The organism is Paenarthrobacter sp. E2MeOHC11, from assembly GCF_058744955.1.
On record NZ_CP196673.1, the window covers coordinates 2,261,406 to 2,276,268 of the forward strand.

Annotated in this window: 17 protein-coding genes; 9 read left to right on the plus strand and 8 right to left on the minus strand. The window is 63.7% G+C overall.

The window, feature by feature from the left end:
- Position 1: 1 nt before the first annotated feature.
- The gene (locus ACSSVG_RS10535; RefSeq protein ID WP_492419183.1) at positions 2-832 is read right to left on the minus strand and encodes a hypothetical protein; all 831 of its coding nucleotides are present in this window, start codon (positions 830-832) and stop codon (positions 2-4) included.
- 150 nt (positions 833-982) lie between these two features.
- On the opposite strand from ACSSVG_RS10535, the gene ACSSVG_RS10540 reads away from it, so the two are divergent.
- Together ACSSVG_RS10540 and ACSSVG_RS10545 are read left to right on the plus strand one after the other, a co-directional pair.
- A complete protein-coding gene (locus ACSSVG_RS10540; protein ID WP_231341466.1) occupies positions 983-1,276 on the plus strand; it encodes a DUF4287 domain-containing protein in 294 nt (97 codons plus the stop codon).
- 85 nt (positions 1,277-1,361) lie between these two features.
- A complete protein-coding gene (locus tag ACSSVG_RS10545) occupies positions 1,362-1,808 on the plus strand; it encodes an SRPBCC family protein (RefSeq protein WP_492418789.1) in 447 nt (148 codons plus the stop codon).
- Between the two features lie 144 nt (positions 1,809-1,952).
- Here the strand turns inward: ACSSVG_RS10545 and ACSSVG_RS10550 are convergent, their stop codons facing one another.
- Both ACSSVG_RS10550 and ACSSVG_RS10555 read right to left on the minus strand, forming a co-directional pair.
- Positions 1,953-2,933 carry a hydroxymethylglutaryl-CoA lyase-like TIM-barrel protein gene (locus ACSSVG_RS10550; RefSeq protein ID WP_492418791.1) on the minus strand — a complete coding sequence of 327 codons (981 nt, stop codon included), beginning with the start codon at positions 2,931-2,933 and terminating at the stop codon, positions 1,953-1,955.
- On the minus strand, positions 2,930-4,180 hold the full coding sequence (locus ACSSVG_RS10555) for a CaiB/BaiF CoA transferase family protein (RefSeq protein WP_492418792.1): 1,251 nt from the start codon (positions 4,178-4,180) through the stop codon (positions 2,930-2,932). The genes ACSSVG_RS10550 and ACSSVG_RS10555 overlap by 4 nt, the downstream gene beginning before the upstream one ends.
- 202 nt (positions 4,181-4,382) lie before the next feature.
- Here ACSSVG_RS10555 and ACSSVG_RS10560 point away from each other — a divergent pair, with 202 nt between their 5' ends.
- From ACSSVG_RS10560 to ACSSVG_RS10575, 4 genes are all read left to right on the plus strand, one after another.
- The gene (locus ACSSVG_RS10560) at positions 4,383-4,895 is read left to right on the plus strand and encodes a GNAT family N-acetyltransferase (RefSeq protein WP_492418794.1); all 513 of its coding nucleotides are present in this window, start codon (positions 4,383-4,385) and stop codon (positions 4,893-4,895) included.
- A 66-nt stretch (positions 4,896-4,961) separates the two neighbouring features.
- Positions 4,962-6,044 (plus strand): alpha/beta hydrolase, encoded by a 1,083-nt coding sequence (locus ACSSVG_RS10565; protein ID WP_492418796.1) that lies wholly within the window; start codon positions 4,962-4,964, stop codon positions 6,042-6,044.
- Between the two features lie 60 nt (positions 6,045-6,104).
- The gene (locus ACSSVG_RS10570) at positions 6,105-7,061 is read left to right on the plus strand and encodes an alpha/beta hydrolase (RefSeq protein ID WP_492418798.1); all 957 of its coding nucleotides are present in this window, start codon (positions 6,105-6,107) and stop codon (positions 7,059-7,061) included.
- A gap of 91 nt (positions 7,062-7,152) precedes the next feature.
- Positions 7,153-7,779 (plus strand): FMN reductase, encoded by a 627-nt coding sequence (locus ACSSVG_RS10575; protein WP_231341484.1) that lies wholly within the window; start codon positions 7,153-7,155, stop codon positions 7,777-7,779.
- Here the strand turns inward: ACSSVG_RS10575 and ACSSVG_RS10580 are convergent.
- Positions 7,765-8,262 carry a MepB family protein gene (locus tag ACSSVG_RS10580; protein WP_492418800.1) on the minus strand — a complete coding sequence of 166 codons (498 nt, stop codon included), beginning with the start codon at positions 8,260-8,262 and terminating at the stop codon, positions 7,765-7,767. The genes ACSSVG_RS10575 and ACSSVG_RS10580 overlap by 15 nt on opposite strands.
- Positions 8,263-8,350: 88 nt before the next feature.
- Between ACSSVG_RS10580 and ACSSVG_RS10585 the strand changes: the two genes are divergently transcribed.
- Positions 8,351-8,707 carry a TFIIB-type zinc ribbon-containing protein gene (locus tag ACSSVG_RS10585; protein WP_231341474.1) on the plus strand — a complete coding sequence of 119 codons (357 nt, stop codon included), beginning with the start codon at positions 8,351-8,353 and terminating at the stop codon, positions 8,705-8,707.
- A gap of 5 nt (positions 8,708-8,712) precedes the next feature.
- Here the strand turns inward: ACSSVG_RS10585 and ACSSVG_RS10590 are convergent, their stop codons facing one another.
- Together ACSSVG_RS10590 and ACSSVG_RS10595 are read right to left on the minus strand one after the other, a co-directional pair.
- Positions 8,713-9,288: a hypothetical protein gene (locus ACSSVG_RS10590; protein ID WP_492418801.1), complete on the minus strand. Its 576-nt coding sequence runs from the start codon at positions 9,286-9,288 to the stop codon at positions 8,713-8,715.
- Positions 9,289-9,295: 7 nt separating this feature from the next.
- Positions 9,296-9,769 (minus strand): hypothetical protein, encoded by a 474-nt coding sequence (locus tag ACSSVG_RS10595; protein ID WP_159700659.1) that lies wholly within the window; start codon positions 9,767-9,769, stop codon positions 9,296-9,298.
- A gap of 596 nt (positions 9,770-10,365) precedes the next feature.
- Between ACSSVG_RS10595 and dnaB the strand changes: the two genes are divergently transcribed.
- The gene (dnaB, locus tag ACSSVG_RS10600) at positions 10,366-11,754 is read left to right on the plus strand and encodes a replicative DNA helicase (protein ID WP_026541078.1); all 1,389 of its coding nucleotides are present in this window, start codon (positions 10,366-10,368) and stop codon (positions 11,752-11,754) included.
- A gap of 95 nt (positions 11,755-11,849) precedes the next feature.
- Positions 11,850-12,578 carry a hypothetical protein gene (locus tag ACSSVG_RS10605; protein WP_492418803.1) on the plus strand — a complete coding sequence of 243 codons (729 nt, stop codon included), beginning with the start codon at positions 11,850-11,852 and terminating at the stop codon, positions 12,576-12,578.
- Between the two features lie 74 nt (positions 12,579-12,652).
- On the opposite strand, the gene ACSSVG_RS10610 is transcribed toward ACSSVG_RS10605, so the two are convergent.
- Positions 12,653-13,111: a ribose-5-phosphate isomerase gene (locus ACSSVG_RS10610; RefSeq protein WP_231341477.1), complete on the minus strand. Its 459-nt coding sequence runs from the start codon at positions 13,109-13,111 to the stop codon at positions 12,653-12,655.
- Between the two features lie 9 nt (positions 13,112-13,120).
- Complete coding sequence (locus ACSSVG_RS10615) at positions 13,121-14,857, minus strand: dihydroxyacetone kinase family protein (protein ID WP_492418805.1); 1,737 nt, start codon at positions 14,855-14,857, stop codon at positions 13,121-13,123.
- Positions 14,858-14,863 lie beyond the last annotated feature (6 nt).

The window sequence follows — 14,863 nt, forward strand, 5'->3', positions numbered from 1 at the left end:
CTTAGCCTGCTGGGACGCAGGCAGCAGTGACGAAGTCGTAAATGCGGCCGCGCAGCTCAGGTGACGCCGCAATTTTCACCAAGCCCTGCCGTTCCCCCACTTTGACCCTCAACGGCAGGAGCGTGCCCACCTTGTCCTCGGCGACGGCGTGTGGATCGCAGCGTGCAGGCCGGATGCGCAAGGCCAGTTCGCGGACGGCGTCCCCGGATGCGATGGTGACGTTCCGGGGCCAGGGATCAGAGGGCGTCTCCGCCAGGAGGGTGGTCCCGTCGATGGACTCAATCGTGAGGCTCTGCGTGGCGCCGGCCGGAGTGACGACGAGACGCACGACGGCGGTGCTGCCGTCCGCTGCCACCTCAAGTCCGGGGTCCAACACCATGGTGGCGACGGCGGCGGCTTCTGCAGCGAGGCACAGCTCGCTGGCGTTTCTGGCCAGGACGCCGTAAGGATCGGTCGCGTCGGCGGTCTCCTCTACGGGCTCTTTGCTTGGTTCGGAGTAATTGAGCTTTGCCTTGATTGTGGCGGAAGCATCTGCCGGCGCTCCGCAAGCGGCTGCCGGCAATTCTGCGGGAATGCTTTTGGGCTGCTGGGGCGGCAATTCAAGTCCGTCTTTCGATGGCTGCCAGGAGATGCCGCCGTCGAACAAGGACGAATCCACCTGTGCTCCGGTAACCGTGAGGGGCGTGTCCGTGGTGTTGGTGAGCTGTATCAGGATGGCCATCTTGCCGTATTGGTCCCTGGACTGGTTGATCTCAACGGTAATGGGGGCGGCGCTTCCTCTGGTGGGCTGCGACCCGGAATCGCGGGAGTCGCACGCGGCCAAGAGGGGCATAGCCACAGCGACGGCCATACCCACAGCAAATGAACGCCACCCTCGGCACACCATGCGATCAGTGTAGGGCGAGGGGTGCTGATTCCTTGGTCGCGGGTACGATATCCGCACGTACTCCGTTCGCGAAACTGACAACGAAAGGCGACACTGATGTCGTTTCAGGCTTACCTCGATGCCATTGAAGACAAGACTGGGCTCACCCCGCGGCAGCTGGTCGACATTGCGGACACCAAGGGCTTCAAGGACCCCTCCGTCAAAGCGGGAGCGATTCTTGAATGGCTCAAGGCCGACTATGACCTTGGCCGTGGCCATGGAATGGCGCTGGTGCATGTCATCAAGAACGGCCCAAAGATCGACAGCAAGCACGTTGGATCCGACGGAGCTCACCGGGACGAGTCGGACATGCTCTGGCTGGACGGCAAGGCCAGCAAGCCAAACCCGTAAGGGGGAGCGGCCTCTGGCGGGCAAACAATAAGCATGCTTAGCTTAACGTCATTGCCGCGGCCACATCTGCGCAGAGAGGATCCACATGTCCACCGTGACGCAGTTGTTCCCTTCCCCCTCCGCCGACGTTTGGAAGGTCATCTCCAACGGGTGGCTCTACTCAGGTTGGGTTGTCGGCGCCTCGAGGATCCGAGCCGTCGACGAACAGTGGCCGCAGGTCGGCTCCACGTTGCACCATTCCGTAGGATCCTGGCCCTTCCTCATCGACGACAGCACCCGCGTCACGGGCATGGACACAGGCCGGACATTGGAACTCCTGGCGAGGGGTTGGCCCCTGGGCGAAGCCAAGGTTGTGATCACGCTGGAGGACCTCGGAGGCCTCCAGTGCAGGGTCACCATCGCCGAAGACGCAGTCCGAGGTCCTGGCAAGGCAGTGCCCAAGGCCCTGCGGGATCCCCTCATCGCCGGCCGTAACCGCGAGACCCTGCGACGCTTGGAACTTATGGCGGCGGGCGGAGCAGGCAGGGCCTAAAGAGACGTGGCAAGGCGCCCCTAGCGCTCCTCCAACCAGGGAACCGTGGCGGCAGAGCGTCGAAAGTTCCTTCCCCGCTGTCGGACAGCAGCTGAAGCCCGGGTTCCGGGATGGCCGTGGTGACCAGGAAATGGGTCCCCCTGTTCAGTTGCCCCCGGGGGAGGTCGGCTGAACCGCAGAAGGAATGACCCAATCGAAGGCCTCGGCCCGGGACCGGGTTCCTTGCGCGGCCTTGGAGCGGTTCGGCTCGCCCAGCTCGGCCAGCAATTTCTCGGACAACACCACAAGCTCCCCGAAGACGCCAGGAGTGAGCCACCCGGGACGTGTTGCAAAGAGGATGTCTTCGCTGGAGGTGTTGCCGCTGGCGCCGGGAGCGAACGGGCAGCCTCCCAGGCCCCCGAGGGCACCGTCAACCATTGCAGCACCGGCCTGGATCGCGGCGAGTGTGTTCGCCACGCCCAAACCCCAGGTGTCGTGGCCGTGGTAGACGATCCGACGCGCAGGGGACTCGTCCCGCACGCGGGTGATCAGCCGGGCCACCTGCGCGGGAACGGCTTGCCCCAGGGTGTCGCAGATGACGACGTCCGTGGTGCCCTCGGCCCGGGGATCATTGGCAATGGAAAGGATGCGTTCCTCAGGAACGTAACCCTCGAAGGGGCAGGTGAAGGAGGTAGCGATACAAAGCTGGATTTGGCCATCCACCGCACGCGCGTACTCCACGGCCTCGGGCAAAGCGGCCAGGCTCTCATCAGTGGTCCGCCCTATATTGGCCTTGTTGTGCGAATCCGAGGCTGACAAGCAGTACTGGAAGTTCCGCGCTCCGGCGGCGGATGCCTTGGCAACGTGACCGGGCGTTGCCACCCATATCCAGCACTTTTCCAGTTCCTCCGGGGTGAGGGCCTGGACCACTTCCAGCGTATTGGCCATGGTGGGGACGAGGTCGGCGCGTGCCATGGAGCCGAGCTCGATGGCGGGCACGCCCAGGCGCAGCAATTCGCGAACCGTCTCGATCTTCTGTTCGGTTGGCAGGAGCTTGCCGGTGAGCTGGAGCCCGTCACGCAGGGTGACGTCCCTCAGGGTGGTGTCGCCAAGGATTGTGGCCAGCGGGCTGTCAAAGCGGTTCATGGTCGGAGTGCCTCCTCACGGCCTGATGCCGCATTGATCTGTGCTGCATCCATGTTCAGGAGCCCGCCAAGGATTTCTTGTGTGTTTTCGCCCAGGTCCGGGCCGAGGTTCCGGATGGGCAGGGACTGGTCCCCGATCACGGGAACAATGCCGGGGAAGCCCACTCCCGGGAGGGTTTCCTCGCCTGTGGAAACGTCGAACTTCTGGATCATGTTGCGGGCAGCGTACTGGCTGTCCGTGCTGATGTCGGCAGCGGTGTAGATGGGTCCGGCCGGGACACCGGCGGTGTCGAGGGCTGCGAGGGCCTCAGCACCTGAAAGGGTGGCTGCCCACTCGCCGATGGCCTGGTCCAGTTCTTCACGCTTCGCCCACCGTCCGGCATTCGTTTGCAGGAAAGGGTCCTCGGCAAGGTCCGGACGGCCGATGGTCTGCATGTACCGCTGATAAATGGAGTCACCGTTGCCGGCCACCACAATGCTCGCGCCGTCCTTGCACACATAGGCGTTCGATGGGGCGATGCCTTCCATCCGGCCACCCACGCGCTGGCGGTCCACGCCGTACGCCTGGTAGTCCGGGATCAGTGATTCCATCATGGAGAACATGGCCTCGTTCAGTGCGACGTCGATGATGCGTTCGGTGAGCGGAACAGCCCCAGCTGAGTCCCGGCGTCGTGCTTCACGCTGGTACAGGCTCATCATGGAGCCGAAGGCGGCGTACAGGCCCGCGATCGAGTCTCCTATGGAGACGCCCACCCGAACCGGCGCACGGTCCGGGTCGCCCACCAGGTTGCGGAACCCTCCGTACGCTTCGGCGACGGCGGCAAAACCGGGCCGCTCGGACAGCGGCCCCGTCTGCCCGAAGGCAGAGATGCGGGTGACGATGAGGTCCGGGTTCGCCGCGTTGAGGACCTCGGGGCCGAGGCCCCATTTCTCCAGGGTTCCGGGCCGAAAGTTCTCCAGCAGGATGTCGCACTTGGCTACGAGCGCCAGGACGGCCTGCTTTCCCGCGTCGGTGCGGAGGTCCAGGACCACGGACTTCTTGTTGCGGTTCAGCGTGCGGTACAGCATGGACGTGTTGCCCTTGTGCAGGCGCCAGTTGCGCAGCTCGTCGCCCGTGCCGGGCCGCTCCACCTTGATGACCTCCGCGCCGAAGTCGGCCAGCAGTCGGCCGGCTGTGGGTGCGGCGATGTAGTTACCGAGTTCCAGGACCCGGACGCCGTCCAGAGGGGCGATTGTTTGGTGTGCCATGGTCTTCTTTCGTGCGTGGTGGGTAGGCGGTTGGCGGGGCCGGTCAGAAGCGAGGGCCAGTAGTACCGGATCGAGGCCTTCGTTGGGCCGTCCACTGTGAAGGCTGAATCTGATGCGCACCGTGAGGCAAGCCATATCCCCGATCCCATATTATGAGTTTGAACCCATAATGCAAGCATTTTTGGCAAATTAGACTGAACCGATGGACTTCACTATCCGTCCCGCCGACCCTTCCGACGTGGCGGGCATCCTCGCCGCGGATTTGGAAGCCGGGCGCACTTCATCCGCTGACGCTGAGCGGTTCGCCGCGGGTATCAGTGCAGCGGTCGCTGACCCCGCCCGCCTCGTCGTGGTGGCCGAAGCGCACGATGTCGCGAACGCGGAAGGCGGGTCCGGCGTCGTGGGTTGGGCCAAGACGCATTTTTGGGACTACCCGGACGGTCTCGCGCTGGCCGGTCACTACTTGGGTGGCGTCACCGTAAGGCCGGATTTCCGACGAAGGGGGCTCGCGGCGGAGTTAACTGCCGTCCGGCTCGGCTGGATTTGGGAGCAGGCGGAAGAAGCCTGGTATGTGGTCAACGCCCGCAATGAGGCCTCATTGGCCCTGCATAGGAAGTGGGGATTCCGGGAGGTTGCGCGAGGTGGTGGCTTTCACACCGTAACGTTCGACGGCGGCGAAGGGGTCCTGCTGATGGCGGCGCGACCGCGGGACTGACCTCGGGAAACGCTTTGGCGGCCTTAGCATGGGTCCAAGGATGCGCCGACTGGGGGAGTGTGTGTGATGGGGCCGTTGGAATCGATCCAAGCCAGCGAGAAACGGGACCGATCGGTGGGCTCGGGTTTGAATGGCCGTTCGCGTTCGACCCGCAAACGGTCTTCACGGCTGAAGAAGCTGGACCTGGCGATCCTGTTGGTGCTGGTTGTCCTTCTTGCCCTTTCCGCTACTCCATGGCCTTCGGCGATGCTGATCCGCAGCGTTTTTGAGCGCGGGGCCCAGGCGACCATCGACGAAATGACGCCCTACGTTCCCGATGCGCCACTGCAAACCCAGGCGGGCGTGGTCTACAAGCCCGGGTCCACCTTCGATGTTTTCAGCCCCGAAGGGACCACCGCCCCGCTTCCAACAGTGGTGTGGATTCACGGGGGCGCATGGATTTCCGGGGCGCAACGCGATGTGAATCCGTACCTGCAGATACTTGCTGCCGAGGGATACACCACCATCGGCATGAGCTATCCGATCGCTCCCGAGGCCACGTATCCCACAGCCGTGCGGGACATCAACGAGGCCCTGGCGTACATAAAGTCTCATGCTGCCGAACTCAACGTGGACACCAGTCGCATCGTCCTGTCAGGCGACTCTGCGGGTGCCCAGCTGGCGAGCCAGATGGCCACGCTCACCGTGAACCCTGAGTACGCCAACCTGATGGGAATCCAACCCGCTCTCCAGAAGTCGGATCTCGCGGCCACCATTCTGCATTGCGGCGTGTACGATCTCCGGGCCATGGCGGACCTGAGTGGCATCGTCGCCTGGGGCTTCAAGACGTCCCTGTGGGCCTACACGGGCACCAAGGACTGGTCCGCTACCTATGCCGGAGCCACCATGTCCACCATCGACTTCGTCACCGACGACTTCCCGCCGACATTCATCAGCGGCGGCAACGGCGACGGGCTCACCTGGCTCCAGTCCGTTCCGTACAGCAACCGCCTCAAGGACGCCGGCGTTCCTGTGACGGAGCTGTTCTGGCCTGCGAACCATGAGCCTGAGCTGCCGCATGAGTACCAGTTCCACTTGAACTTTGACGAGGCGCGGGAGGCGCGTGACAAAACGTTCGCCTTCCTGTCCGTCCACGCACCGCGACGATAGTCTCGGGGCTGCCCAAATCAATTGTTCAAAGTATCTCCATGATGGAACTATTATTGGGGTATGACTTCGTCCGTTGAGGCACCTCCCGCCACGCGCCAGCCCGCCCTCTTCTGGGCATCCGCACTATGCATTGGGGCGTTGGTCCTAGCTCCCCTATGGATGTTGCTCGGGAACCCCGCCGTCCTGCGCGGACACCCGTTGCTGCCCGCACTGTTGGTGACTGCCGTCGTCGTCGGACTGCTCTGGGGCGTCCTGCTGTGGCGTGGCCGCCGCACATTCCGGAAGCGTTCGGTGCTGCGGTCCATTGGCGCATGGGCCGGGCGCGTAGCCGTGCTGGCGCTGGTGGCCATGCTGGTGTGGCTGAATCCCTTCGCTTACCAGCAAGGTGCTACGGCCGGACCATCTTCCAAGGCTTCGGTGGTTGAGGAGACGACGGCGATTGTCATGACTCCCGAAGGCGGGCAGGCCAGCCGGGGTCTCGTGTTCTACCCCGGCGCCCGGGTCGAGGCGCGGGCCTACGCGGACATCCTGCGGCCGGCGGTGGATGCCGGTTTCCTGGTGGTGATCCTCGAAACGCCCCTGAATCTGAGCTTGCTGGACGGAAACCAGGCACGTGGCGCCATGGCCGCCCATCCGGAGATCTCCTCGTGGGCGGTTGGCGGGCACTCGCTGGGCGGCGTCAGTGCAAGTTCGTTCGCTGTGGGCAACCAGGATGTCGATGGCCTGCTGCTGTACGCCTCCTACCCCTTGGATTCCATGCGTGACCGCGCAGGGCTCAAGGTCATGTCCATTTCGGGCTCGGAAGACGGCCTCAGCACGCCGGAGAAGATCGACGCCTCCCGCGAGCTGCTGCCCTTGGACGCCACCTTTGTGGAGATTCAGGGCGGAAACCACGCATTCTTCGGAAGCTACGGACCACAGCCCGGCGACGGCGAAGCCACCGTGGGTCGCGACGTCGCCCAGGCGCAGATTGCCGCCGCAACGGTGTCGTTCCTGACGCAGCTGGAGGGGATCTAAGGGCTTCCGGGAATACTTGCGGGCACGCCCCTGTTCATTGATGTAGATGCAAATGCATGTAAGCTGGATGAACGAGCAACAGGAGAATGCCATGGAAACCCGCCGCATCACCGTCCTTTCCGCCGGACTCGGTGTCCCCTCGTCGAGCCGCCTGCTGGCCGATCAGCTGGCCGCTTCGACCGAGCGGCAGCTGCGGGCGGCAGGGTACGACGCGAAGATCGACGTCGTTGAACTTCGGGACCTCGCCGTGGATATCGCCAACAACTTCGTCACCGGCTATGCCGCGCCCCGCCTCGCCGAGGTGATTGCCGGCGTCGACGATTCCGATGCCATCATCGCCGTCAGCCCCGTCTTCAGCGCCTCCTACAGCGGACTCTTCAAGTCATTCATTGACGTGCTGGACCCGAAATCGCTGGACGGCAAGGCCGTCCTGCTGGGCGCCACCGGCGGCACCGATCGTCACCAGATGGTCCTCGATTACGCCATGCGCCCCTTGTTCACCTACCTGCGCACCAGGATTACGGCCACCGGCGTCTTCGCGGGCCCCCAGGACTGGGGAAACACCGACGACGGCGGCTCGCCCCTCTCGGCGCGCGTGGACCGTGCGGCGGGTGAACTGGTGCAGTTGCTCAGTGGGCCCCAGCCGAACCGGAAGACCGACGCGCTTGAGTCACTGCCGTTCGAGCAGTTGCTGGCCGGGATCTCAGCGGGCAGGTAGTCCGTCTTCAGCGGAAGCATGGAAATACTCGCTCTGCCACCCCTGGGTCTTCCTTGCCTGACGGTTCGACGTCAAGGACCACGGGGGATAGACCCGGAATCCACGCTTACCGCCGATGCCGTCGACGGAGCCAATTCCGTGATCGACCAACGCGGACAGGGGAAAGACAAAGTGACCGGAGTTTTCCGCTTCCCGGGCTGAGACCACCAAGGTGTCGGCCGGGTCGGCGGAAGGGCCGTCCGCCGGGAAGGGTTCCGTACCGCCGGCAGCCGAACGCCGCCACACCGCAACGAAGAGACCCACCTTGGTGGGCGTGAGCTTGCCAACCCGGAAGCGGATCAGTGCCGTGCCGCTGGTGGCGGTTGCGGCACCGTACTCGGCGTTGTCCTCCTCGGGAACGGGGAGGGAGCACTCTCTTCCAAGCATGTGCATGAGCTGCTGCGCTTCGGCAACGTCCGGGTGGATCATCCGTTCAGTATGCATGCGGGTCCTTCCGCTGTATGAATCCCGGCCGTTGGTCACTCCGAACTATTTGCCGGGGCCGATCGTTGGGGCAAACATGAAGTGTCCTGTGGATTCCATTGACCTGGTGATGAGCGAGCGAAGCGGCGTAGAGATCGACTACTGCCCGCAATGCAGGGGTGTTTGGCTGGATCGCGGTGAGTTGGACAAGATCATCGATCGCGTCGCGGCCGAAACCGTCCCCGCCCCCGTCCGTCCCGCGGCTGCGCCGTCACAGCCTCCGATCGCGCCGCCGCCCCTCTACAACCCGTTCGAGTCCCGTCCGCAGCAGCCCCGTTATGACGACAGGGACAGGCGCGACTATGACCGGCGGGATTACGACCGTCGTGAAGGCAACGATCGCGACGGGTACGGCCGCAAGCGCAAGAAGAAGGAAGGCTTCCTGGGCGACTTGTTCGACTTCTAGGTTTCCTAGTCGTCCAACAGTTCGATGAACTCGCGGGCCTGCTTGATGGTGATGTCTGAGTGGCGCGTCAAGGCAACGGCTGCGCCCTCAACGTCACCGCTCTTGGCGAGGGTCCGGATTCGTCCGTAGATCTCGTCATTGAGCATGTTGCTGCTCACTTCCCGCGTCACCTCGCCCTTGCTGACGATGGCCCGGTACCGGTAGGGGAAGCGTTCCGGTTCGTCATCATCGTCCGCCAGCAGATCCTTGCCGGGCGCCTCCGGCGTGAACGGTTGGGGATGTGCAGCCAGGGCACCCACGGCGTCACGTGACGCGCGCAGGCCTTCACCGGTGGCTTGAAGGTAAAGCTTGATCGCTGCCATGCCCTGTCCCCGCGCGATAAGGGAGTAGAGCTGGCGGTGTTGTTCCTGGTTGAGCTTGGCCGCCGATTCCCTGGCCAACTCCACGGGATCCTTCGGCGCATTCGCGGCTGCGACGCCGGCTTTGGTTTCAGCAGAGCGCTTGGAGAAGGAGCGCATCAGCAGTAGCACGCCCGCAATGACCGCAATGAGGATCAGGAGCGGGATAAGGATGGAATCCATGGCGTTGTCAGAGCCGATCTACGTAGTTCTTGGCGGTGAGCAGGTCTGAGTGGGTGGCTTGGCGCAGGACCTTGATGGCTTCGATCTTCTTCCCACTGCGGACCAGGTTTTGCAGCTCGAAAGCAAGCTGTGGGTTCAGTTGCCCATTGGGAAGTACAGCCGGCTGATGACCCGTTTGGCCGGCCGCGTGCGACCGTGCAGCTTGAGCCGCGATTGCTGTCCTGGTGTTCTCCGCCTGCTCCCTGTGGCTGGCCTCGTTCTGGCTCGGCTTGGTGGTGGCTTCGATCCGGGCGCGCAGGGCCAGCGCCTCCTGCACCTGGGAAGCTTGGTGCGCAGCAGAACGGGCCGCGAGTTCGCGCTGATATCTCTCGGCGTCCGAGACGCCGGTATCGCGTGGTTTGAAGGCCGCCGTGAGCGCCCACAGCAGGCCAACGAGGACGAGCAGTGGAAGGGCAATCGTCAGCACGTCACCAAAGTTGATCCCCATGCCTAGAGCTTATGCCAGAAGTTGGTTATCCACAGCACATTCCACTTCCGGCATAGGCTTCTGAGAGGTTAGTGTCAAATTAAGGCACTCTTTGTTAGATGCATCATATTTGCGGCATGTTTGGGGTGCTTCCGACTCGTGTCGAGGCCCGTTGCAGGGTTGCGGCTGTGGATGAATTTCCCGGGAATCTTTCTTTAGTCCACAGCTTGTGAAGTGTGTTTCCGCAGGTCAGGGCCTAGTTGCCGCCAAAAGAATTTCTCTATCCACAGGGTAACGCACAGTCTGTGCACAACGTGGGGCTGGTATTCCACAGCTTTTCCACAGGGGGTATCCGGCGCCTGCTGTAACGTGTCTGGAGTGTCCATTTCGGATGCGAATATCCCCTGTTGTGTTTCCCGGAGCCCGCGAAAACCGCCGCTGGTAGCGGACCCGGAAAATGAGCTGTGGATAACTTGTGGATACGGACTGTTATTTTGTCTGCCCTCCCTGACATCGTCAGAGACACCAGGCGGACTCCGTAAGCCACACACTGCGCTTTACGGGCCGCCAGGGAGTTAACCCCTGCAGCGGAACACAAATGGAGGACGGCTTTGTCAGTTACGCACTTGGACTCAATCGAGGGCACACGCGCTTCGGACTCGAGCCGGAAACCTCCCCAGGACATCCCCGCTGAACAGTCGGTACTTGGCGGCATGATGCTGTCCAAGGACGCGATCGCCGACGTCGTCGAAATCGTCCGCGGGCATGACTTCTACCGTCCCGCCCACGAGACCATCTACGAATCCATCATTGACCTCTACGGTCGTGGCGAACCCGCGGACGCCGTCACCGTCTCGGATGAACTGACCAAGCGCGGCGAGATCAACAGGATCGGCGGTCCCGCCTACCTTCACGAGCTCATCCAGACCGTCCCTACCGCGGCCAACGCCGGCTACTACGCCGAGATCGTCGCCGAGCGGGCAGTGCTGCGCCGCCTCGTTAATGCAGGCACCAAGATCGTCCAGATGGGCTACGGCCAGGACGGCGAAGTGGAAGACCTGGTCAACCAGGCGCAGGCTGAGGTCTACGCGGTGGCTGAAAAGCGCACGGCAGAGGACTACGTGGCGTTGAAGGACGTCATGGAATCCACCGTGGACGAGATCGAGGCGTCGGGCCACCGTGGCGAAGGCATGACCGGTGTTCCTACCGGTTTCTACGAGCTGGACGAACTGACGCACGGCCTCCACCCCGGCCAGATGATTGTTATCGCCGCCCGTCCGGCCGTGGGTAAGTCCACGTTCGCGCTGGACTTCGCCCGTTCGGCAGCCATCAAGAACAACCTGGCCACGGTCATGTTCTCCTTGGAAATGGGCCGGAACGAGATCGCCATGCGTCTTCTCTCAGCAGAAGCCACCATTGGCTTGCAGGACCTCCGCAAGGGCACCATCAAGGACGAGCAATGGTCCAAGATCGCCACCACCATGGGCCGCATGAACGATGCTCCGCTGTTCATTGATGACAGCCCCAACATGTCGCTCATGGAGATCCGGGCCAAGTGCCGCCGCCTGAAGCAGCAGCACGACCTCAAGCTCGTGATCCTCGACTACCTCCAGCTCATGAGCTCCGGCAAAAAGGTGGAGTCCCGCCAGCAGGAAGTTTCCGAGTTCTCGCGTGCCCTCAAGCTGCTCGCCAAGGAACTCCAGGTTCCCGTCATCGCGCTGTCACAGCTGAACCGTGGTTCCGAGCAGCGCCAGGATAAGCGCCCCATGGTGTCCGACCTTCGTGAATCAGGCTCCATCGAGCAGGACGCCGACATGGTCATCCTGCTCCACCGTGAAGACGTCTACGACAAAGAGTCGCCGCGTGCCGGTGAAGCTGACATCCTGATCGCCAAGCACCGTAACGGCCCCACCAAGGACATCGTTGTCGCGTTCCAGGGCCACTACTCGCGGTTTGCCAATATGGCAGGCGATTCGGGTGCTGGCGGCGGCGGCTTCTAGGCCGCCCGGTCCCGGTTCCCGCGCAGGCACCCCTTGGCGGTAGTGTGGTCCCTGCCCCGCGTGCGCGGGCATTTCTAAAGTTATTGGGGAAATGCATGAAGAAGCACTTGCTGCCCGGAATCGGGGCAACGGCATTGATGGTTGTGGCATTGACTGCGTGCGGTGGGGCTACGGCATCTCCCGAACCAGCGTCGTCGAATTCCAGCGAGGCGGCCACTTCGACGCCGACGCCCGAGAAGCAGTACACCAAGGAAGAGCTCATAAGCCTCGTTGGGCAGGTCAAACTGGCGGATGGCACCAGCCCCGCCGTACTCTCCGGCGACGAGCTGCTGGCACAGTATGACTCGGTGGTGCAGGGTTTCGCAGGAGCCACCATCGAACCAGCGGCCTGCAAGGATCCCTTCTTGCTGGGGGCGCCGCGCACCATCGACGGTTCCACGGCGGCCGGCACAACCCGGACCAAAGCCAACGGTTTTATCAGCAGTGTGTCAATGACCTCCGGCGTCGATGCTGCGCGTCTCCACGACGATGTGGAGAAGAGCAAATCCCAGGCGGAGGAGTGCAAGAAGGTGTCGTACTCCGCTGAAGGGGAAACGCTCACCACCTCTACTCAGAAGGTCGATGGCGTGGGCAACGTACCCGGAACAGTGGGTTTCAAGACCGTCATGGCCCTCCCGGACGGAAGAGTCGGCGCAATCTTTATTGCCCATGCGGTTAAAGATGGTGTCCTGATCTCCGCCACGGCGTCCGCCAGTGAGGGTGTGGCCGGCGGGCCGGAAGCAGCCGGCGCCCTGATGGACCAGGCAGCCGCGCTGATCAAGTAGTTCCTGCATCGACAGGCCGCACAGGTAGGAGCCTTACCCGCCTGTGCGGCCTTTTTCGCGCCAGCAAGAGGGGTTCAGCAGCCCTCGAAGTCGCTCAGCACTTTCACCTTCGCCGCCGAACCGGACGACGGATCGAACGCGTAGCCGATCCACTCCTTGGCCAGCCTGCGGGCCAACTCCACGCCCACAACACGCTGGCCCATGGTGAGGACCTGGCAGTCGTTGGACAGGATGGAGCGCTCAACGGAGAACGAGTCATGGGCAGCTGTGGCCCTGATGCCGGGAACCTTGTTCGCTGCGATGGCCACGCCGATCCCCGTACCGCAGAACAGGATGGCGCGGTCGGCCTTGCCGTCGCGGATCATCTCACCGGCGGCGATGCCCACATATGGGTAGGGCCTGGTGAAGTCCTCGTCGGCGCGGTTCACTCCGATGTCGATCACTTCAGTGATCCGTGAGTCAGCCTCAAGGTCGGCCAGGATTCGGTCTTTGTATTCAACGCCGGCTTCGTCGGCGCCCACAATGATGCGCATGAGATTCTCCTAGGTGGTTGCTGCAACGGGAACGGCAGTGAAGTGAGGCCCGACGGCGGCAAACACCATGGCGAGCGACGTCGCCCCGGGGTCCGGCGTACCGATGCTCTTCTCGGCCAGGGGCCTGGCGCGTCCCTTCAGGGGGCGAAGTTCCGCGGTGGAGGCAGCGGCCCGGGTGGCGTCCGCTGCCGCGGCTGCCCACGCCTGCTCCGCATGGGTGCCCGCAGCGACGCGTTCCTCCAGTGAGGAGGCGAACGGCAGCAGCGCATCCATCATTGTTTTATCGCCGATTTCGGCCTTGCCGAGGCTCGCGATGCGGTCCGCGAAGGCGCGGACAGACTCGGCGAGGACGTCCGGCGTCGGGGTCTCTGCGTCTCCCAACCGTTCGCCAAAGGCGCGTAGCCCGGCACCCCACAGGACGCCGGAGGTTCCGCCGGCCTTGTCTGCCCACGCGTCGCCAGCGGCGATCAGCAGTGAGCCCGCTCCTGCGCCGCGTTCAAAGGCGACCGCTGCGGCCTGGTCGGCCGCGGCGGACCCACGAACCATTCCACGACCGTGATCACCGTCGCCGGCGATTGCATCCATGTCGCCCAGCATGGCCTCAGAGACGCGCAGCAAGGCTGAGGTGGTGTCCAGCGCCTTGAGGCACTGTGCGGCGTAGGCGCGGGACTCGTCAGTGGAGGAGTAGTCGGCCGCAGCGGCGGTATCCAGCTCCGCTTCTTCCGCGCCAGCGGAAGCAACATCAAAGCCCACAGCACCCCGACGGTACGCCGGTGTCAGAGCCGGCGCGGTCCAGTACTGCTCCAGCTCTTCGTCCAGCCAGGTCAGCGTCAGTGAAGCGCCGGCCATGTCCAGGCTGGTCACCAGCTCGCCCACCTCGGGCATGACCAGGGTGTAGCCGGCCTCGCGGAGCAGTGGAGCCACAGTGCGCCAGAGGACGAACAATTCCTCGTGCTTGGTGGAACCCAGACCGTTGAGGATCACGGCGAGGCGGGTAGAGCTGTCCGCGGGCGTTTCGGCCAACACGCGCCGCACCAGTTCCTGGCCGAGTTCGACGGCGGATGGCAGCTCGGTATCGAACAGTCCAGGCTCGCCGTGAATGCCCAGGCCCAGACCCATCTGTCCCTCGGGAAGGCGGAACAACGGCTGGTCGGCGCCGGGAAAGGTACAGCCGCTGAACGCCGTGCCGATGGTCTTGGTGAGGCTGTTGGCCTTGCGCCCCAAACGAACCACGGAATCCAGGTCGAGCCCGGCCTCAGCGGCAGCTCCCATGACCTTGAAGACCACGAAGTCACCGGCAATACCACGGCGCTTGTCGATCTCATCGGGGGAGGCGCTGGCGATATCGTCGGTGACCAGCACGTTTTCCGTCGGGATGCCCTCGGCGTTCAAGAGCTCGCTGGCCATGCCGAAGTTCATGACGTCGCCGGCGTAGTTGCCGTAGGTGAACACCACGCCGGCGCCGGAGTTGGCAGCCTTGGCCACGGAGTAGGCCTGCTGTGCCGAGGGCGAGGTGAAGATGTTGCCCACCACGGCACCGTCAGCGAAGCCCGGCCCGATGATGCCGGCGAAGGCCGGGTAGTGTCCGGAGCCGCCGCCGGTGATGACGGTGACCTTGGGCATTGCCGGGCGGCCGCGGCGGACTGCGCCACCTTCCACGTGGCGGACAAGGTCCGAGTGGGCGTCACAGAAACCGGCAAGGGATTCGTCGGCAAAGTCGGCGGGATCGTTGAAGATTCTGGTCATGGTGGG